This is a genomic window from Streptomyces sp. NPDC021225 (genome assembly GCF_044332865.1).
In the GTDB taxonomy this organism is placed as follows: domain Bacteria; phylum Actinomycetota; class Actinomycetes; order Streptomycetales; family Streptomycetaceae; genus Streptomyces.
Genome location: NZ_JBIRPV010000003.1, coordinates 475,787 through 494,908, shown reverse-complemented (window position 1 = coordinate 494,908; position 19,122 = coordinate 475,787). Strand labels below are relative to the sequence as shown.

The 19,122-nt window shown below is 67.8% G+C and carries 15 protein-coding genes and 5 pseudogenes; 9 read left to right on the top strand and 11 right to left on the bottom strand.

Going from position 1 to position 19,122, the window contains the following annotated elements:
• The first annotated feature begins 30 nt into the window (after positions 1–30).
• Positions 31–990, top strand: coding sequence for a carbohydrate ABC transporter permease (locus ACH4S9_RS15915; protein WP_385339917.1), 960 nt, complete (start codon positions 31–33; stop codon positions 988–990).
• A complete protein-coding gene (locus ACH4S9_RS15910) occupies positions 987–1,883 on the top strand; it encodes a carbohydrate ABC transporter permease (RefSeq protein WP_311730105.1) in 897 nt (298 codons plus the stop codon). Before ACH4S9_RS15915 ends, ACH4S9_RS15910 begins: the two co-directional genes overlap by 4 nt.
• A gap of 648 nt (positions 1,884–2,531) precedes the next feature.
• Here ACH4S9_RS15910 and ACH4S9_RS15905 read toward each other — a convergent pair.
• The 5 genes and pseudogenes from ACH4S9_RS15905 to ACH4S9_RS15885 form a co-directional block, all read right to left on the bottom strand.
• Positions 2,532–3,011 carry an HIT family protein gene (locus ACH4S9_RS15905; RefSeq protein ID WP_398372289.1) on the bottom strand — a complete coding sequence of 160 codons (480 nt, stop codon included), beginning with the start codon at positions 3,009–3,011 and terminating at the stop codon, positions 2,532–2,534.
• A 130-nt stretch (positions 3,012–3,141) separates the two neighbouring features.
• Complete coding sequence (locus tag ACH4S9_RS15900) at positions 3,142–3,540, bottom strand: hypothetical protein (RefSeq protein ID WP_361188784.1); 399 nt, start codon at positions 3,538–3,540, stop codon at positions 3,142–3,144.
• Entirely contained in the window at positions 3,540–3,806 is a 267-nt protein-coding gene (locus ACH4S9_RS15895) for a hypothetical protein (RefSeq protein ID WP_398372287.1), read from the bottom strand. Before ACH4S9_RS15895 ends, ACH4S9_RS15900 begins: the two co-directional genes overlap by 1 nt.
• 106 nt (positions 3,807–3,912) lie before the next feature.
• Positions 3,913–5,430: a hypothetical protein gene (locus ACH4S9_RS15890; RefSeq protein WP_398372285.1), complete on the bottom strand. Its 1,518-nt coding sequence runs from the start codon at positions 5,428–5,430 to the stop codon at positions 3,913–3,915.
• Between the two features lie 57 nt (positions 5,431–5,487).
• A pseudogene (locus ACH4S9_RS15885) lies at positions 5,488–5,610 on the bottom strand (IS5/IS1182 family transposase); the annotation flags it as partial.
• 880 nt (positions 5,611–6,490) lie between these two features.
• Between ACH4S9_RS15885 and ACH4S9_RS15880 the strand changes: the two are divergent.
• Both ACH4S9_RS15880 and ACH4S9_RS15875 read left to right on the top strand, forming a co-directional pair.
• Positions 6,491–8,044 (top strand): alpha/beta hydrolase, encoded by a 1,554-nt coding sequence (locus ACH4S9_RS15880; RefSeq protein WP_398372283.1) that lies wholly within the window; start codon positions 6,491–6,493, stop codon positions 8,042–8,044.
• Positions 8,045–8,069: 25 nt separating this feature from the next.
• Positions 8,070–8,192 (top strand): annotated as a pseudogene (locus ACH4S9_RS15875) (hypothetical protein); the annotation flags it as partial.
• A 117-nt stretch (positions 8,193–8,309) separates the two neighbouring features.
• Here ACH4S9_RS15875 and ACH4S9_RS15870 read toward each other — a convergent pair.
• The 3 pseudogenes from ACH4S9_RS15870 to ACH4S9_RS15860 form a co-directional block, all read right to left on the bottom strand.
• Positions 8,310–8,417: pseudogene (locus tag ACH4S9_RS15870) on the bottom strand (IS5/IS1182 family transposase); the annotation flags it as partial.
• A 152-nt stretch (positions 8,418–8,569) separates the two neighbouring features.
• Positions 8,570–8,934 (bottom strand): annotated as a pseudogene (locus ACH4S9_RS15865) (transposase); the annotation flags it as partial.
• 5 nt (positions 8,935–8,939) lie between these two features.
• A pseudogene (locus ACH4S9_RS15860) lies at positions 8,940–9,343 on the bottom strand (integrase core domain-containing protein); the annotation flags it as partial.
• Positions 9,344–9,813: 470 nt separating this feature from the next.
• Here ACH4S9_RS15860 and ACH4S9_RS15855 point away from each other — a divergent pair.
• On the top strand, positions 9,814–10,191 hold the full coding sequence (locus ACH4S9_RS15855; RefSeq protein ID WP_311729201.1) for a nuclear transport factor 2 family protein: 378 nt from the start codon (positions 9,814–9,816) through the stop codon (positions 10,189–10,191).
• Positions 10,192–10,344: 153 nt separating this feature from the next.
• On the opposite strand, the gene ACH4S9_RS15850 is transcribed toward ACH4S9_RS15855, so the two are convergent.
• Together ACH4S9_RS15850 and ACH4S9_RS15845 are read right to left on the bottom strand one after the other, a co-directional pair.
• Entirely contained in the window at positions 10,345–11,466 is a 1,122-nt protein-coding gene (locus ACH4S9_RS15850) for an IS630 family transposase (protein WP_398372281.1), read from the bottom strand.
• A 758-nt stretch (positions 11,467–12,224) separates the two neighbouring features.
• Entirely contained in the window at positions 12,225–13,241 is a 1,017-nt protein-coding gene (locus ACH4S9_RS15845) for a LacI family DNA-binding transcriptional regulator (protein ID WP_358844314.1), read from the bottom strand.
• 276 nt (positions 13,242–13,517) lie between these two features.
• Here ACH4S9_RS15845 and ACH4S9_RS15840 point away from each other — a divergent pair, with 276 nt between their 5' ends.
• From ACH4S9_RS15840 to ACH4S9_RS15830, 3 genes are all read left to right on the top strand, one after another.
• Positions 13,518–14,834: an ABC transporter substrate-binding protein gene (locus ACH4S9_RS15840; RefSeq protein ID WP_398372278.1), complete on the top strand. Its 1,317-nt coding sequence runs from the start codon at positions 13,518–13,520 to the stop codon at positions 14,832–14,834.
• Between the two features lie 148 nt (positions 14,835–14,982).
• A complete protein-coding gene (locus ACH4S9_RS15835; protein ID WP_238545596.1) occupies positions 14,983–15,939 on the top strand; it encodes a carbohydrate ABC transporter permease in 957 nt (318 codons plus the stop codon).
• 16 nt (positions 15,940–15,955) lie between these two features.
• On the top strand, positions 15,956–16,885 hold the full coding sequence (locus ACH4S9_RS15830; protein WP_398372276.1) for a carbohydrate ABC transporter permease: 930 nt from the start codon (positions 15,956–15,958) through the stop codon (positions 16,883–16,885).
• A gap of 54 nt (positions 16,886–16,939) precedes the next feature.
• Here the strand turns inward: ACH4S9_RS15830 and ACH4S9_RS15825 are convergent, their stop codons facing one another.
• The gene (locus ACH4S9_RS15825; protein ID WP_385339929.1) at positions 16,940–17,194 is read right to left on the bottom strand and encodes an integrase core domain-containing protein; all 255 of its coding nucleotides are present in this window, start codon (positions 17,192–17,194) and stop codon (positions 16,940–16,942) included.
• 111 nt (positions 17,195–17,305) lie between these two features.
• Here ACH4S9_RS15825 and ACH4S9_RS15820 point away from each other — a divergent pair, with 111 nt between their 5' ends.
• On the top strand, positions 17,306–18,682 hold the full coding sequence (locus ACH4S9_RS15820) for a glycoside hydrolase family 43 protein (RefSeq protein WP_398372273.1): 1,377 nt from the start codon (positions 17,306–17,308) through the stop codon (positions 18,680–18,682).
• Positions 18,683–19,122: the final 440 nt, after the last annotated feature.

Here is a 19,122-nt window from a genome sequence, read left to right as displayed (position 1 = left end):
CGCGGCCTTCCGAGAACACCAGGACCCACTATGCCACGCACCGCCGCCTCACCCCCGCGGCCCGCCACCGCCCCACCGCCGAGCCGCCGCAGGCGAATCCGGACCCAGGCCACGCCGTGGCTGTTCGCCGCCCCGGCCCTCCTCCTCTTCGTCATGTTCTTGATCATCCCGATCGGGTACTCGCTCTACCTCAGCTTCCGCGGGTTCCGGATCCAAGGCGGCGGTGCGTTCGGCCGACGGGTCGAGACCTTCGTCGGGCTCGACAACTACCAGGCTGTTTTCACCGATCACGAATTCCTCGCCGGGCTCGGCCGGACCCTCCTGTACGGCGTCATCGCCGTCCCCAGTGTTCTCGGTCTGGCGCTGCTGTTTGCGCTGCTCCTGGACACTCCCCGCATCCGTGCCCGTGGCTTCGCCCGAACCGCCATCTTCCTGCCCTACGCCGTGCCCGGCGTCATCGCCAGCCTCCTGTGGGGCTTCCTGTATCTGCCCAGCACCAGCCCGGTGAACTACCTCGCCGACAAACTCCACGCGGGCCCACTGGATTTCTTCGGCTATCCGACGCTGTACTTCTCCCTCGCCAACATCGCGCTGTGGTCCGGCGTCGGCTTCAACATGGTGATCATCTACACCGCGCTGCGGTCCATCCCGCCCTCGGTCTACGAGGCGGCCCGCATCGACGGCGCGAGCGAACTGCAGATCGCTCTCCGCATCAAGGTCCCCCTGGTCGCGCCCGCCCTCGTGCTGACCGGCCTGTTCTCCGTCATCGGAACCTTGCAGTTGTACAGCGAACCGGCCACGCTACGGCCGCTCACCACGACCATCTCCTTCACCTGGGTACCTCTGATGAAGATCTACCAAGAGGCCTTCATGAACGACAATCTCGGTGGTGCGGCCGCCGCCTCCGCCGTACTGGCCTTGGGCATCCTCGCCCTCTCGCTGCTCCTGCTGCGTGTTCTCCAGCGCCGCACCTTCGGAGACAACGCATGAGCGCGCCCGCCCGGGAACGCGCCCTTCGCCCGGCCACCCGCCCGCTGCCCCGGCGCAACCCCCCGGTCAGACGGCCCTGGCTGCCGACGATCGCCCTCCTCCTCGGCGCGCTGTACTGCCTCACCCCCGTCGTGTGGGTCGTCATCGCCGCCTCCAAGAGCCCCCGCGAACTGTTCACCAGCTTTTCCTTCGCGCCCGGTACGGGACTGCTCCGGAACCTCAGCAACCTGAGCACCTACGCCGGGGGACAGTTCTGGCAGTGGGCGAGCAACTCCCTCTTGTACGCGGGCGTTGGCGCGCTGGCATCCACCCTGGTCTCCGCCATGGCCGGATATGCCCTGGCGAAATTCCGCTTCCGCGGCCGGGAAATCCTCTTCTCCGCCATCCTCGCCGGCGTGCTCGTCCCCGGCATCGTGCTCGCCATCCCGCAGTACCTGCTCATGGCGCGCCTCGGACTCGCCGGAACGTACTGGTCCGTGCTGCTGCCCGTCATCATCAACCCGTTCGGCATCTTCCTGTGCCGGGTCTACGCCGCCTCCGCGGTACCGGACAGCACCTTGGAAGCCGCTCGTCTGGACGGGGCCGGCGAGGTGCGGGCCTTTGCCTCCATCGCCCTGCCCATGATGACCCACGGTCTCGTGACGGTGTTCCTGCTGCAGTTCGTCGGCATCTGGAACAACTTCCTGCTGCCGTTCGTCATGCTCTCCGACCAGGACAAATACCCCATTACGCTGGGCCTGTACACGTTTCTTTCCAAGGGAGCAGGAGACACCGACCTCTACCCCCTGGTCATCATGGGCTCGGCCGTCTCGGTCCTTCCACTGATCGCCCTGGTCCTGAGCTTGCAGCGCTTCTGGCGAGCGGATCTCCTGGCCGGAGGTCTGAAGGGGTGACCCGGTCCACGCCGCGCCGGGAGGGCTCCTGGGTGAGCAGGTCCAGCAGGGCCGCGGCGTCGTGCTCGGGAGTCGCGGGTTCGGCACAGTAGGCGACCAGCCGGTGGGCCGGGGTGCCCTCAAGGACGAAGGGCGGATAGCCGAGGGCGAGGAGCTCGGGGTGAACCGCAGCCGATTCCTTGCCGAGTTGGCGCTCCAGCACCATGATCTGGTGCCGCAAGGCGAGTATCTCGACAGTCTTGTCCCGATCGCCCATCGATAGCAGGCGCAGCATGGCAAACGCATTCGCCACGCCCAAGCAGGCCAGTCGCAGCAACACGGTCGATCATCTTGCCGCGGTAAGCGCCGGCCTCGCGAGGGCGCCCCTTCAGGCGACTTCGCCGGTCGACCTCCGGTACACCGTGCGCACCGCATCCCACCAGGGCGGATGATATTTTCGGCAAGCGCAAGGTCGGCGGAACGCCTTCATCGACGTCAGACGCGCCGCGAGTGCTATCTGGACAGCGTGACCTACAGCACGCCGAGCAGGGCGTTGTCCTCCCACTGGTCGACGACTTCAAGGTAGCCGACGAGCGCCTTGGAGTGCGGTGCCCAGCCGCCACCCCTGCCAATGATCCCGCCGACCTGGCGGTCGGCGGACCCACACCGTCAGACCGTCGAACGCAACCGGTCCAATTCGCTGCTGATCGCATCCCGAAGCACGTCATGCTGCGGACCGAGCCTGAACCGCTCATCACTCCACCGCTCATGCGGATACAGCCACACAGGCTTGCCCACCAGCTCGGCCGGCTCCCACTCGAACCGCGGCCAGACGTGGGCATGCAAGAACGGGTCCGTGTTGCCGAGGATCTCCAGGTTGACCCGGCGAAAATCGGGATCCAGCCGCCGACAGGCCCGCTCAACCGCTTCCCCGAGCTGGTCCATATCAGACAGAAACGCCAGCCGCTTGGCCTTCGGCAGGTCAGACAGCCGTTGAACACCGGATTCGTCCACGAGGAGGACCGAGTAGCCCGACAAGAACTGAACGTCCCCGATCACCGCGAATCCCGACTCAAGCCGCCGCAGCACGGTTGGGTTCTCCCCGCGCAGAGCAGCCCCGCTCCGGTCCATCCGCCAGTCACCAGTCATGGCCAGAACCTACCCACAGGTGATCAAGCCGCGCTCCTCGCTCCCCAGCTTCCCCACACACATCAAGGACCAACCAAGTGAGGCGAGGAGTGACCCCGGCCGTTTTCAGGAATCGCCATCACCAATCGGCCTACTGGTCGGGATGGACGGCCTGGACACCGGTCCCTTCGTACACCTCGGGCGTCAGGGTGAGCAGGAAGCGCCCAGCAGGAAAGTCGGCGGAGGGGCGAGCGGCGTGGATGGCGTGGACGGCCGCCCAGGAGTGCCCGGCGTACAGCAGCTCGCTGGCGATGAGCGCGGCCTGCGTGTCGAAGGGCTCGATCGTGATGAACCGCAGTCCGTTGATGTAGGCGAGGAGCCCGGGTTGCTCGGCGTCGCCGGCGGTGAGGGAGAGCGCGGGGGCGTACAGGGTGCCCAGCCCGCCGGAGGCCCGGACGTAGAACGCGGCGACGGCCTCGTTGTGCGGGTCCTTGGGATCATGGAGGGCGGCGGCGGTCGTGTGGTCCAGGACGACCGAAATCGGCCCCACTACGCGACCGCCGAGCCCTGGCGGCCACCAAGGCGCTCCAGGAGACCGCGGGCCTTCGCCTCAGCCTGCTCGCTGGGCACAACGCCCAGGACGGAGGCAAGCTCGGCGCGGGCCTGCTCGGCGCGCTCGGCGTACTCGGCCCGGGTCGGCCGGCCTTCGGCGAGCTCCTCGACGAGCTGCCGGATCGTGGTGCCCTGCTCGCCCGCCAGCGCAGCCAGCCGGTCGCGGGTAGCCGCACTCACCTTGATACTCGTTTCGTCTGCCATACCTCGACTCTACTGCGGGTAGAGGACTGGCGCGCGGATTCTGGCGGCGCAGTGTGACTGAGCGCTTCACTTGGCGAGTGAGCTGTCGACTTGGCGGGGGGTGCGCTCACTGCCGGCCAACCAGATCCGATATCACGGCGAGCGGCAGGGACGGGTTGGCTGCTGCTGCTTCCACTACCTGCCAGTCCGTGTCGGCGAGCAGCTCTGCGATGACCGGTGGCGGAAGTGCTGGGTGGCCGGCGGCTGCGGGTCTCGCCCGCTTGTCCGCCAGGCAAGCGACCAGCGCCGAGGCCGTCGCCCCGCGATGTCGGGCAACTTCACGGAACACCTTCTGCACCGCTGGTTCGTGCCGGAGCAGGTCCTCCAGCAGGGCCGGGGGCGCGTCTGGGTTGGCCGCCACCTTGGCCAGGACACGGACACCGTGTCGGTCGACCATGGTGCGCAACTGCGCTTCGGTGAGGCCCGGGTGCGGAGCGAGGGCCTTGACCACCTTCGCGTCGGGGTCGTCGGCCAGCCGGTCGCGTATCTCGGGCGGCAAATCGCGTCGTTGGGCCACGAGCGTTCGGGTGGCCGGGTCTGGCGACGTGGCCAGCTCTTCGACCTCGGTGGGAGAAGAGGCGGCAATACGGGGCAGAAGGGTGGCACCGATCTTGGTAGTCCGGGCCAGGTGGGCGAGCACGTCGAGCGGTACGCGGGGATGGTGTGCGAGCCTGCGGCGCACGTCGGGGTCACGGTCGCCAGCCAGCGCACGGATCAGGGCATCGTCGATCGCAGGATTTTCGGCAAGGTCGGCGCGGGTGCCGGGAGTGGGGTCCGAAGCGAGCCGTGCGCAGGCCTGCTGGGGCAGGTCCTGACGGGCGGCGAGCGCCCAGCGCAACTGCATCGACGGATGGTCCACGAAGCCGACGACGGCTTCGACGGGGGTGGCGGGATTACGGAGCGCAGCCTCCCGCATAACGTGGACGGTGGACTGGTGGGAGCCGTCGCAGGAGGCGCCCGGCAGCAGGTCGCAGTCGGGCCGTGGACACTGCCGATCGTGAACGAAGGGGGTCTCCTCGCGGTCACAGACCAGACAGCGTCGCGCCGCAGGCAGCCCCTCCCCGGTCACCAACGCTGCCAGTGCGGCCGGGGGTGTCGCCTCGTTGCTCGCCACCGCACGGCGGACCTCGGCGTGCGGATGGGCCGCGAGCCTCGCGGCCACGTCCGGGGTGGTCCACAACGCAAGCTCGGCGACGACACGTACGTCCGGGTCCGCCGCGAGCGTGTCCACCACGTCGGACGGGAGTCCGCGGCAGGCTGCCAGCTTCTCCCGACGCTCACGGACCGGATCCGCCACAAGGAGACGCGCCCACTCCGGGCGGCCGACACCCTGGTCGAGCAGGGCGAGGGCGGCATCCGGCCAGGCAGCGGGATCGATGTCGGCGGCGGTCAGCCGACCCTCGTACGCGAGCTGCACCGCGCTCTCGTCGACGCGCTCGGCCAGCGCGACCGCCTGTGCACGGCTGAGGTCCGCGCGACAGGAGAGGCCCGCGGCGATGTCGTCGTCCGCGATGGATATCAGCCGGTCGACCAGCTCGGACGACAAGGCAGGGTTGGCGGCGAGCCCGCACAGGATGTGATGCACGGAGACATCCTGCCTGGAGCGTGAATGACGCGTTCAGGGTTATGTGATGCCCACGAGTTGCTGGGCGGGGCGCAAGGTCACGTGCTGAGCGTGCTGTCTGGCGAAACCCGTCAACTGGAGCATCGTGACCCACTCGACCAGGGCGTGTGGGAGGTCGAGTGCGGCAGGATAGGAAACCAACAGGGCTCCTGCGCTGCTGAGCTGAAACTTCGAGGAGGCAGCCCAGCAGTCGGCAGAAGATCAGGTAGAGCAGTCGCGGACCCACAATCAGCGATCATGCCCATATTCGGGCCATCGCAAAGCCCCAGGTCAGCCGCCGTACGGCAGTAATGACACCCTTCAGGCGGCTGCGGTGGTATGGGCCCGGGTGCGGCCGGTGGTCAGCGTCGTCCTGGCGGCCGTGGACACTGTCGCCGTGGTGTACGTGATGCGCGGCGCGTTCACGCGTCGCCCTGGACCCGCGCGACACCGAGGACCAGGCCGTGGCTGCGCCCGCTGCCCGGTAAGCGGTAAGCGGTCCGCGCCCCCGTACGAGCCGGTCCGCCTCGCTGCCGGCGCCCTGGCCGCCCGGGTCAACGCAGCGCGACATGCGGAGCGCCTGGGCTCCCGGCCGTACGCCGTCGCCGTGCCTGCCGCATCGAGGTCGCACTCGCGGCCATTCCACACCGGCCGGAGGGCCGGCCGCCTTCTGGAGCAGGAGTCCGGCGTCGACGTCGACACGGTGGAGCAGTCCCGCCGGACCTTCGAAGCAGCCGCCCTGCTGGCCGCCAGGCTCCAGGACGGCATGCGGGAGCGCGCCGTCGCCCGCGGCCCCCGGCCACAAGTCCGCCCCGGTGACGGCCTCGCCGCCGCACACCCAGCAGCCCGGCGTCCAGCACACGCCGGGCCGGACCGCAGGAGGAGTCGTGTGAGCACGGAACGGTCTAAATTTCCGCGTACTCTCGCGAGCCGTGCTGTCGGAGGCGGCATGTACCCTGCACTCATTCGACGATCGGACGATCACGGGTACGGGCATGCGGGCACGGGGTGGGCGTCCAGGGGCGGGAGCGCGGGGATTTCGATGAGTGACGCACATCCGATACGAAGCCGCAGACCGGGCCTCTCGGTCGGTGCGCGCATCATCGCCGGGGTCGTCCTCGCCGCGATCGGGGCCGTCGGCGCCTGGTTCCAGCACGACGCTCCCGGCCGGAGTGCGGAGCCGCGTACGGAGTTCACCGCGAACAATCCGCCCGCCGGTCTGCCCACCGCGCTCACCACCGGCCAGCACCTCCACTGGTCCCGCTGCACCTCGCCGCCCACCGCGCGCACGGGCTACGACTGCGCCGCCATGAAGGCCCCCCTCGACTACCGGAAACCAGACGGCAGGACGATCGACGTCGCCCTGATCCGCCGCAAGGCCACCGGCCCGAACGCCCGGCGCATCGGCTCGCTCGTCCTCAACTTCGGCGGCCCCGGCGTGTCCGGCGTGAGCGGACTGCCCGAACTCCTCAACCAGTACAAGCCGCTCCTCGACCGCTACGACCTGGTCTCCTTCGACCCGCGCGGCGTTGGCGCGACCATCCCCGTGCGCTGCGGGAAGACCGCGGACGACACCGGCTACGACGGGGCCGACGCCTGCGCCGAACACTCCGGGGCGCTCCTCCCGTACATCGGCACCTCGCACACCGCGCGCGACCTCGACCTGATGCGCTACCTCCTCGGCGACGAGCGGCTGCACTACTTCGGCGTCTCGTACGGAACGGCGCTCGGCGCGGTCTACGCCCACCTGTACCCGTCGCACGTCGGACGGCTCGTCCTCGAAGCGTCCGTCGATCCGACCGAGGACCTCGACGAGGAGCAGGTGTCGCAGGTCAAGGCGGTCCAGGCGGCGTTCGACCGGTTCGCTGTGCACTGCGCGGCCCGTATCCCCCGCTGCCCGACCGGCGACAGGCCTGAGGAGGCCGCGCGACGCATGGCGCGCCTGGCCGACCGCCTGGAGAAGAAGCCCGCCCCGGCCGGCGGCGGAAGGAACCTCGACGCCGACGACCTCGCGTACGCCGTCAGCGACCATCTCGACCTCGGCACAGACGGCTGGTCGCCGCTTGCCAAGGCCCTCACCGCGCTGATCGACCACAACGACGGCCGTCCGCTGAGCAAGGGCGCGGACGGCATCGGCTCCGCCGACCGCGCGGCGATCCCGCGCGACAGCAGCCGCGCCGCCCAGACCGCGATCACCTGCGCGGACTCCAGCCTGCGCCCCGGCTTCGAACGCCTCGACAGGGACAAGGCCCGCATCAAAGCCGCCTCACCCGTCTTCGGCGCGGCCTGGGCCACCGGCGTCTACCTCTGTTACGACTGGCCGTTCGACGGCGAGCGCGCCACGCCCCAGGTGAACGCCGACGGCGCGGCCCCCGTCCTAGTGGTCGGCGGCACCGGCGACCCGACTACCCCATACCCCGGCGCCCGCCACATGGCCCGCGCCCTGGGCGACGGTGTCGGCGTGCTCCTGACGGCCGAGGAGGAGGGCCACGGCACATACCCGCAGAACCGCTGCGTCACGGAGACGGTCGACCAATACCTCCGCACGGGCCGCACCCCGGCCCCGGGGACGGTGTGCCGGGGCAGCATGTCCTGAGGTCCGAGACCGCCTTCGGGTGGGTGCCGGGTCGATCGCCTGGGGCCTGATCGCCGACGGATACCGCCCCGATCGCTTCGACGTCATCGGAGCCCTCGTCTGCCTCACGGGAATGACCGTGATCATGTACGCCCCGCGTGGTACCTGACGACCTCAACCGCAGGTCATTCCGCAGGTTCTGATAGCCGGACTTACCAGCAGGGAAGCGCCTGTGCAGGGCGGGCAGCATGTCGGTGGCTGCCTGGCGGTCGGTGACGTCGCCCGCGGTCACGTTGATCATCAGCAGCAGGCCGGTCGTGTCGCAGATCAGGTGCCGACGCCCGCCGTTGATCTTCTTTCCGCCGTCGTAGCCCCGGCTGCCGGCCCCGACCACCGCATCGGCCCTGACCGACTGCGAGTCGATGACCGCCGCACTCGGCTCCGCTTCACGCCCGCCTGTTCGCGGACCTTCCCGCGCAGCCGGTCGTGGAGTTCGGCGATCAGCCCGGTCCGGCGCCAGCGGCGGAAGAAGGCGTAGACCCGGTCCCAGGCGGGAAAGTCCACCGGCATCGCCCGCCACTTGATCCCGATTCCAGGACGTAGAAGACAGCGTCGAGCATCTGGCGGTGGCAGTAGCCCTTAGGACGCCCGGCCCGGCCCTCCATCCACGCCGGCACCGGCAGCAGCGGCCTGAGTTGGGCCCACTGCTCATCCGTCAGATCCGTGTCGCACACCGGCGCCCGGTCGGGCTGATCCGCCGCGTTACCGAACCTGTGCGCGAGACAGTCACACGACGAAGTGTACGCGTTGGACTCGGACGGCTCGAGAACGTACAACTGCGACAACAGGGCCTCCTGCGTACCTCGTTGCTTCAACAACTCCGAGATTGCGGGTGCCAATACATCATCCACGCAGCTCAGGCCGCATGCTGGTATGCGTGGAGGGACCCCGCCGAGTCGGTCTCTTCGGTCGATATTCAGGTGGGCGAGTTGAGCCTGTTGGGTGATGGGTGTGGGTAGTGGGCGGCATGGAGCGGCTTGTTCCAGGGCCCTGTGCGGGCGGTGCTCGTTGTAGAAGGATTCATACTCGCGCAGGGCGTGGAGGAGGTGGCTCTGGTTCCAGATCAGGGTCCGGTCCAGGAGTTCACGTGCGGCAGGTCTGTATCCAGCGCTCCATGACCGAGTTCATCCGGGGTATCCGAATGCCGGTGGTGACGGCCTTGGGACCGGCATCGGCCGTGAGGACGTCGAAGGCGGTTGTGAACTTCGAGTCGCGGTCGCGGATGAGCAACTTTGCCTTGCTGGCTGCGTCCTCGAGGTCCCCGGCTTCGAACTCGCGCCCGGCCTTGACGTGGACATGAAACTGGCGTCGCTGGCCCCCGAGATCGCGGCGATCCGCTCCCACGCCGCCGCGGGCGAGGCCGTCGTCGCGATCTGCGTCGGTACGTTCCTGCTGGCCGAGCTGACCCCGGCATTCTTGGCCGCGGCGGCGATCGCCGCACGCTGCCGCGGGTCAGGGAAGCGCAGGCTCATGGCTTTGGGCTCTTTGGACTCACTCATGATACCTGCGGTATCAGTGATACCAGATGACCGCTGCTTCGACTCGACTCGACTCGACTCGACTCGGCCGGTTGGAGCGTCATCCACAACGCCTCCATAAACCCAATGCCCAACTCAACTTCGGCTTGGGTAACGCCAGTCAGCTAGTGCTGCGACCGGGATGGTTCACCGTGGTCGGGAGACGGCTCACGGGACGAGCGCGGTCCGCGAGGCGAGTGGTATTACTGGTGCATGCAGGAAGAGACCGCGCGGTCCGCGATCGACACGTTCATCTCCGCGTTCAACGCCTCGGACGACAGCTATGTGACTGCGCTGCTCTCCCAGGCCCTAACCTCGGACGTGGTCTTCTGGGGACCGTTGGGCCGCAGTGAGGGGATCGAGGCGGTCGAGCGGTTCGTGCTGGACATCCGGCGCCACCCCGCGGGGACCGGCACGATGGTGCGCTGTTCGGCGGTGGACATGCCGAACGAGTGGGCCCGGTACCAGTGGGTCTTCACGACGCCGGATGGAGGCCCCCGCCTGGCGGGAACGGACGTCGTCCATCTGCGGCGGAGCCTCATCGACCAGGTCATCGTCTTCGCGGGGGAGATCGAGCCGGCCGCCTCCTGAGTCATTCTCCTCTGGCGCCGTCCTTCTCCTGAACCGGCCCCGTTCGGGGCTCCGGGTCTGCCCAGCCGAGATCATCTTCACAACGCTTCGGTCGTCCGCGCTTGGCCACGAGCGGACCGATGATGCGCTGTGGCTGTGTAAGTTCGCGGTTGGTCAGGCTGCGGTGTTGAGGGGGCGTCCGCCCCAACGGATGCTCTTCTCGCTTCGGATGCGGGCGCGTTCCTTGCGTTCGGCGGCCAGGACGTCGCGGTGGCGGGCGTTGGCGTTGCGCCAGCGTAGATAGGCGTGCAGGGCTCGTGTCTGCACGGTGTGGTTGAGGTGGTTGGAGTTGGCGATGGTGAACTGCCTCAGCGGTCCGAAGTGGGCCTCGATGGGGTTGGCCCAAGAGGCGTAGGTCGGGGTGAAGCACAGCTCGGCCTTGTGCTTTGTAGACCAGCGGCGGATGTCGGTGCCTTTGTGGGCGGACAGGTTGTCCAGGATCACGTAGATGGGGGCGCCGTCGGGCCGGGCGGCGCGGATCGACTTGAGCGTGGCCAGCGTGTTCGCGGTACCTTTCTTGCGGCGGTTGACGCCCCACAACATGTCGTCGCCGACCGAGTAGCAGCCGTGGAAGTACCGGACTCCATGGGTGCGGTGGTAGGTGGCCGGCACCCGGTCGGAGTGTTTCCGTTCGGCCCAGCCCGAGCCTGCGGTGGGCCGGATCCCGAGTGGGCCGAACTCGTCGAACGCAAAGACCCGGTCGGGGAAACGGTCCAGGACGTGCTCGATCCGGTCCAGCTTCGCCTCGCGGTCGGGGTCGGTGGATTCCTTCCAGGTCTTGGTGCGCCGGAAGGTGACTCCACGGCGAGCGAGCAGGCCGCGTAACGCCTCGCGGCCGATACGGATCACTCGGCCGTGGACTGTGCGCAGGTAGGCGACGAGTTTGCGTAGCAACCAGCGAGTGAAAGGCTGGCCGAGCTTGGTGGGGCGGGTGGTGGCCGTCTGGACGACGAAGTCCTCGTCGTCATCGCTGAGCAGGCGGGGACGGCCTCCCGCCCACCGAGGGTCCAGGCAGGCCAGGCCGATCTCGTTGAACCGGTGGATCACATCGCGCACGGTGTCCTCGTCGGCCGCCACCAGCTGGGCGATCACCGGCACCCGATTCCCGCCGGCCGAGGCCAGCAGCATCATCGCGCGCCGATAGCGCACCGAGTTGGTGCTGCCCCGGCGCACGATCTGCTGCAGCCGCTGCCCCTCCTGGTCGGTCAGTCTGCGCACACGGACGGGCTCGGCCACCGCGCCTCCAGCGGTCGGATCAGACGTCACCGCACATCCAACCGCCACGACGACCAACCCGGCGAACCTATGCGGTCACAGCACTAGCCACCCAGGCATCGACACCGACACGTCGTCCGCTTCGGCGACACCATGCCCCGTGACGCACGCCCCGGCCTCGATCACCACACCTGGCCCATGCACCACCGCCGCCACTTTCCCACCCGCTTGGCACACTTTTTCTTACCGCAGGGCCTCTGCGAACTGTCTCGCTACGGCGCCACAGAGCCGGATACGGCGCTCACGCTCTGGGAGTGCCCCATCTGCCGGCGGACGACAAGGGGCTTTGCCCCGCCTTGACGCGGGGCGCACCCGGCGCGCAGGGACTCGGTACGGCGCGGTAGGTCTCTTATAGCCCATCTTGTTACCCCTGCAGATCTGGCGCGCTGTCAAGCTCCTTACGAAGCCGTAGCCGGCAGTTGTCAAGTGTCAACCCGGTGCTCCCACGAACGCATCCGACGCAGGTCCTCGCTGGGTCGCGTCCCCCGCACACATCCGCAGATCCGAGTGCGGCTCCGAGCCTGGATCTTGGTGAACCTTGACAGGGACTGCGCGGAGCGTTGGCCGATGGGCTCCATCACTCGGCGTCTTATAGCTGACCGATGCCGCCTCGACAGCGAAGACTGCTTCCGGTTGCCTGCACAACAGGAAACGGCCACGATCCGGGCCTCAACGGCACAGGAGCGGGAGAAAACCGCCAGGCGACCCTCTCGGTCGGATCAGGAGGAGTCGCGGACGACCAGCGTGGTGGGCAGGACCACGTGTCGGCGGGGCGTCTTGGGGTCGGAGATCTCCTGGATCAGGATCCGGGCGATCGTACTGCCGATCTCCTCGACGGGCTGGCGCACGCTCGTCAAGGACGGGGTGGTGTGACGGGCAATGATCGAGTCGTCGAAGCCGACCACGGCCACATCCTCCGGGACCCGCCGCCCCTGCGCGCGCAGTTCGACCAGGGCGCCTGCGGCCATGACGTCGGAGGCGACCAACACGGCGTCGAGGTCGGGAACGCGTCGCAGCAGCTCGCGCATGGCCCGCTGCCCGCTCTTCTCGGTGAAATCCGCCCGGGCCACAAGCACCTCCTCGGGTTCCCGGCAGGCCTCCCGCAGGGCGTTCCGCCAGCCCTGGAGCCTGCTGCGGCCGACTTCCATGTCCAACGGCCCGGTGATCGTCGCGACCTTTCTCCGGCCGCGTCCCAGCAGATGACGCACGGCCTCCTCGGCGCCGCCCAGATTGTCCGAACGAACATGACTCAGCGGCTCGGAGGGAGACCGCCGCCCGGCCAGCACCGTGGGAAGGCCGAATTCCTCCAGCAGCCCGGGGATCGGATCGTCCCTGTGCACGGAGACGAGGAGTACGCCGTCGACCCGTCGCTCGGCGACCGACTCGGTGAGCTGGTCGAGTTCACCCTTGTCACGCACAAGGACGAGCTGCAGCTGCGTCTTGGTGTCAACAAGACCGGTGCTCACGCCACGGATCACGGCGGAGAAGTAGGGCTCCGAGTCCAGCCTGCTCTCCACTTCAGGGATGACCAGTGCGATGGTGTTGGTCCTGCTGGTGACCAGGCCGCGCGCCACGGAGTTCGGCACATAGTTGAGTTCGGCGATCGCGGCTTCCACCGCTGCTCGGGCCCTGTCGCTGACCAGCGGTGATCCATTGATCACCCGAGAGACCGTGGTGCGTCCGACCCCGGCCCGTGCGGCCACGGTCTTGATGGTCGGTCGCTGGCTGGCGCCCATGATTCCCTCCTCCTGCGCGCTGCTCCCCTGGCGCTCACCAGCGCATTGTGCCAGAGCGTTTCACCGGCCACCGGCCGGAAAGTGAAGGCACGACATCTGGCGGCAACAAACTTGGATTCAAGTTCTTGACACAGCCGTCTTCCCGCCGCCAGTCTTCCCTGGACTTACTGGGAACGTACCCACCACGAATGGGAGCGTTCCCACTTGCGGATGTAGCCATGAGCCGTCCCAGTGGTTGGTACTCCGGTGCGCCGGTGCCGTTGTCAGGAGGAAGAAATGGGTGGGCCCTACAAGCTCTTACGTACAAGAAGTGCGGCTGCCGTCTCGGCCGCGCTCGCTCTCGGGCTGGTCGCCGGCTGCGGTGGAGGCAGTGACTCGGGAACGGGAGGCGGACGGTCCAAGGACGGCAAGGTCACCATCACCATGGGCCTGTTCGGGGTCATGGGCTTCAAGGAGACCGATCTCCTCGATCGGTACATGAAGGAAAACCCCAACGTCACCATCAAGGCCGAGGTGGCCGGCGATGAGCAGACGTACTACACCGCCCTGCAGACACACCTCGCGGCGGGCAGCGGGCTCAAGGACATCCAGGGCATAGAGATCGGCCGGGCCAAGGAACTCGTCGACACCCAGGCGGACAAGTTCGTCGACTTGTCGGACGTGCCGGGCACGGATCACTTCCTGCCGTGGAAGCTCAACCAGGTCACCACCTCCAAGGGCAAGGTCATCGGTCTCGGCACGGATATCGGACCGATGGCCGTCTGCTATCGCAAGGATCTCTTCAAGCAGGCGGGCCTGCCCACCGACCGCGAGGAGGTGGGCAGGCTCTGGGAAGGCGACTGGTCCAAGTTCGTCGACGTGGGCAAGGAATTCAAGTCCAGCTCCAAGGACGACAAGGTCGCCTACATCGACAGCGCCAGCGGGCTGTTCAACGCGATGGTCTACGGCGCCTCGAAGCAGTACTACAACGAGAAGGGCGACCTGATCTATCAGGACAACCCTGTGGTCAAGGAGGCCTGGGCCACGGCCTCGGAGGCCGCCACCTCGGGGCTGACGGCGAAGCTCCGGCAGTTCCAGCCCGGTTGGGATCCCGGGCTGGCCAACGGCACCTTCGCCGCCACCGTCTGCCCCGCTTGGATGCTCGCCCACATCAGCGAGAAATCCGGAGCCGCGAACAAGGGCAAGTGGGATGTCGCGAAGGCGCCCAAGGGCGCCAACTGGGGCGGCTCCTTCCTCGGCGTCCTGGAGAAAAGCCCGGTCAAGGAGGAGGCCAAGAAGCTCGTGGCCTGGCTCACCGCGCCGGAGCAGCAGGAGTACCTGTTCAAGAAGCTCGGCAACTTTCCCTCTTCCGAAAGGGCGTTGAAGTCCCCCGGTGTGGCGGAGGCGAAGTCCGAGTACTTCAGCGGCGCACCGATCGGCAAGATCTTCGGCACCGCGGCCCAGGAGATCCCCGACAAGCAGGTGCTGGGCCGGAAGGACGGCACGATCAAGGACATCTTCTCCCAGGGGCTGACGCTGATCGAGTCGCAGAACCAGAGCCCCGACAAGGCATGGGCCACCACGGACAAGCGGATCGCGAAGGCCACCGGCTGACCGTACGCACTTCCAGGGTTCCGGCGGCCGTCACGGCGGCGGCCGCCGGAACCGACCCCTCACCCATGTCTCGAAAGGAGGCCTGAAGGTGGTCACTTCCAGTTCGGTACCGCACGCCGACGGCACCCAGAACATCCCGGCCGGCGCCGTGAAGGCGCCCGGCGTCAGCGGTGACGGAGACCGCCCCAGGCAGGGCCGGCGCAACCTCCTGCACCGCCTGGACATCAAGGGGGCGCCGTACGCCTTCATCGCTCCGTTCTTCATCGTCTTCGCGGCCTTCGGCTTCTACCCGCTGCTGTACACGTTCTGGATCTCCCTGCACCACGTGGAGCTAGCCTCCATGAACCTCATGGAGTGGCGCGGCTTCGGCAACTACACCGAACTCTGGCAGGACGACCGGTTCTGGAACGCGCTGTCCAATACCTTCACCATCGGTGTGCTGTCCACCGTCCCCCAGCTGTTGATGGCCCTGGGTCTGGCCCATCTGCTCAACTACAGACTGCGCGGCTCGACGTTCTTCCGGGTCGCCGCCCTGACACCGTACGCCACCTCGGTGGGTGCTGCTGCCCTGGTGTTCACCATGCTGTTCGAACGCGACTTCGGTTTGATCAACTGGATGCTGAGCCTGGTCGGCATCGACAACGTCGACTGGGAGAACAACAAATGGGCTGCTCAGAGCGCGATCTCCGTGATCGTTATCTGGCGCTGGACCGGCTACAACGCGCTGCTCTACCTGGCGGCCATGCAGGCCATTCCGCGGGACCGGTACGAGGCGGCGGCCATTGACGGCGCGTCACGCTGGCAGCAGTTCACCAAGGTCACCGTCCCCGGCATCCGGTCCACGATCCTCTTCACCATCGTGTTGTCCACCATCGGCGCAACCCAGTTGTTCGGCGAACCGCTGATCTTCGGCCAGGGACCCAACGGCGTCACCGGCGGTGCGGACAACCAATATCAGACGCTCGGCCTGCTGCTGTACGAAGAGGGCTGGAAGAACTACCAGATGGGGCGGGCGGCAACCGTCGCCTGGGCGATGTTCCTGCTGCTGATCCTCATCTTCGCCCTGCAGCGTGTCCTCAAGCGCTTCACCTCCCGCAAGTCCTGACCAGGAGCAGCCAGCCATGACCACCGAAAGCCTCCAGCCCCGGGCGGGCGCGCGTTCGGGGACCCCCTGGGACACGTCAACGCTGTCCAGGCGCCGGTTCCGCCCTTCACTGCGCCCCAGGGCCGGGCGCCAGCACCACGCCGGTCCGGTCGCCTACGTCCTGCTCGGCCTGGCCACGGTGTTCTCCCTCCTCCCGCTATATTTCACGGTGGTGGCGGCGTCGAGCGACAACACCCGTGTCACGCAGACCCCGCCACCGTTCCTGCCCGGGCCGAATCTCTTCGACAACCTCGGCAAGGCGTGGGAGGACGCGGCACTGGGCAAGGCCATGATGAACAGTCTCATCGTGGCGAGCGCCATCGCCCTGTCCACCGTGCTGTTCGCCACCCTGGCCGGGTTCGCCCTCGCCAAACTGCGTTTCAAGGGACGCAACATCGCGCTGATGCTGGTCATCGGGACCATGATGGTGCCGCCGCAGCTCGGTGTCGTACCGCTCTTCATGATGATGACGGAACTGGGATGGGGTCAGCAGCTGCCCGCCGTCATCTTTCCGACGCTGGTCAGCGCGGTCGGAGTGTTCTTCATGCGACAGTACCTCTCCGAGGCGCTACCGGACGAACTCATCGAAGCAGGGCGGGTGGACGGCGCGCACTCGCTCCGCATCTTCTGGAGCATCGTGCTGCCGATCGCCCGTCCGCCGATGGCAGTCCTGTTCATGATCACCTTTGTGCACGCCTGGAACGACTTCTTCTGGCCGTTCATCGTGCTGGACATGAGCAACCCGACCGTCCCGGTCGCGCTGACCCAGCTCAGCGCGGGCTATGTGCGCGACCAGTCGCTCATCATGGCCGGCGCGCTGCTCGGCACCCTGCCGCTGCTGGCTATGTTCATCGTCTTCGGCCGCCAGATAGTCGGCGGCATCATGCAGGGCGCGGTCAAGGGCTGAGCCCCCACCCGCTCCCTCGGGCGCCTCCCCCGCCCGGGTTCCTCCTGAAGGGTGTCAATGTGGGATGCCGTCGGGAGCATCGTTCAGCGCCCGAAGACTCAGGCCGAGGTGAGCTCGTCCGACGTTGTAGTGCTGGGCATACATGGTGAGAACGGTGCGCAGGTGTCGCTCACCGGTGATGAGGAGTCGGTCGGTGCATCCGACGCGGGCTGTGCGTATCCATCGTTCGGCGAACGCGTTTGACCGCGGCCTGTGCGGCGGGGTCGGGATGACGGCTGTGCCGTTGCCGACGAAGACGGCGTCGAACACGGCGATGAAGTGCTGTCCCGGTCACAGATGAGGAATCGGAAGCATCCGCCTCTGTCCTCGATGCCCATGAACAGATTGCGGGCGAGTTGGGTGACCCTGCGCTTGCCGAGAATGTCGTCCGCCCTGGTCCGTCGCAGCCTGATCTGGCTCGTGAGCCTGCTCTGCCTCACCGCCGTACTGGCGCCCACCGCGGCCCGAGCGGACAACCCCGTCGTCCAAACGATCTACACGGCCGACCCAGCCCCCCTGGTCCACGACGGACGCGTCTACCTTTACACGGGTCACGACGAGGACGGCTCGACGAACTTCACCATGAAGGACTGGCGGGTGTTCTCGTCCTCGGACATGGCCAACTGGACCGATCACGGCTCCCCGCTCAGCGTGGAGACCTTCAGCTGGGCGAGCGCGAACGCGTGGGCGGGCCAGGTCACCGAACGGAACGGGAAGTTCTACTGGTACGTGCCGGTCACGAACGCGGCCACCGGACGCATGGCCATCGGGGTGGCGGTCGCGGACAGCCCCCTCGGGCCCTTCCAGGACGCCCTCGGACACCCGCTGGTGGAGAACGGCGAAATCGACCCCACCGTCTTCATCGACGACAACGGGCAAGCCTACCTGTACTGGGGCAATCCGAACCTGTGGTACGTGACGCTGAATGAGGACATGACGTCGTACTCGGGCAGCCCGACCCAGATCCCCCTCACCACCGAAGGGTTCGGCAGCCGCACCGGGAACCCGGACCGCTCGACCCTGTACGAGGAGGGGCCGTGGGTCTACAAGCGCAACGGCCTCTACTACATGGTGTTCGCGGCGGAATGCTGCTCCGAGTTCATCGCCTACTCGACCGCGCCCGGCCCGACGGGGCCGTGGACCTACCGGGGGACGATCATGCCGCGGGAGGGCGGCAGCTTCACCAACCACGCCGGTGTCGTCGACTACAAGGGGAACTCCTACTTCTTCTACCACAACGGGGCCCTGCCGGGCGGCGGCGGATTCACCCGGTCGGTCGCGGTGGAGCGCTTCGCGTACAACGCCGACGGCACGTTCCCGACGATCACCATGAGTTCGGCCGGGGCACCCCAGGTAGGGACGCTGAACCCCTACGTGCGGCAGGAAGCCGAAACCAGCGCCTGGGCCTCCGGTATCGAAACACAGCCGTCCAGCGAGGGCGGCATGAGCGTCGGCTGGATCGAGAACGGGGACTGGATCAAGGTCAAGGGCGCAGCCTTCGGTGCTGGTGCGGCCTCCTTCACCGCGAGGGTCGCCTCCCAGACCACCGGCGGTCGGATCGAGCTGCGCCTGGACGGCGCCGACGGCCCGCAGGTAGGGACGTGCACCGTCCCGGGCACCGGCGGATGGCAGACCTGGGTGAACGTCTCCTGCCCGGTGCACGGCGCGGCCGGGACCCGCGACCTGTACCTCAAGTTCGCCGGCGGCAGCGGCTACCTGTTCAACGTGAACTCGTGGCAGTTCTCAACGGCCCCATGATCCTCGGCTTGCGCCGATGCCCTCAGCAGGTGCTGCGGGCGTGCAGCGCACGGAGCGGGGGGCGGGCGGCAACGGACAGCGCAGTGATCACAACCGGGGCCGGGGAGCGCCCGGCAGCTCTGTGGCCAACCGGTCAAGGGCAGCGCCCTCAGCCGCTTCATCGCTCTTCATCCTGCCGCCCCAGCGAGCGCTCCGTTCCGAGGCGGCCGCGCCGTAGCCGGCGCAGACCCCATTTTCCTTCATCGCAAAGGAGTGCGCCGTGCCAACCGACAACGGACTGCCCCGCAGGGCCGTCATCGCCGCACTGAGTGCCGTGCCGCTCGTCAGCGCCCTCGGCACGACCGGCTCCGCACGAGCCGCCGACGCGCCGACGGCCACCGCGGCCGTCGAACTCCCCGAAGCGGACGCGCACTGGACCTTCGACGAGGGCAGCGGAACGA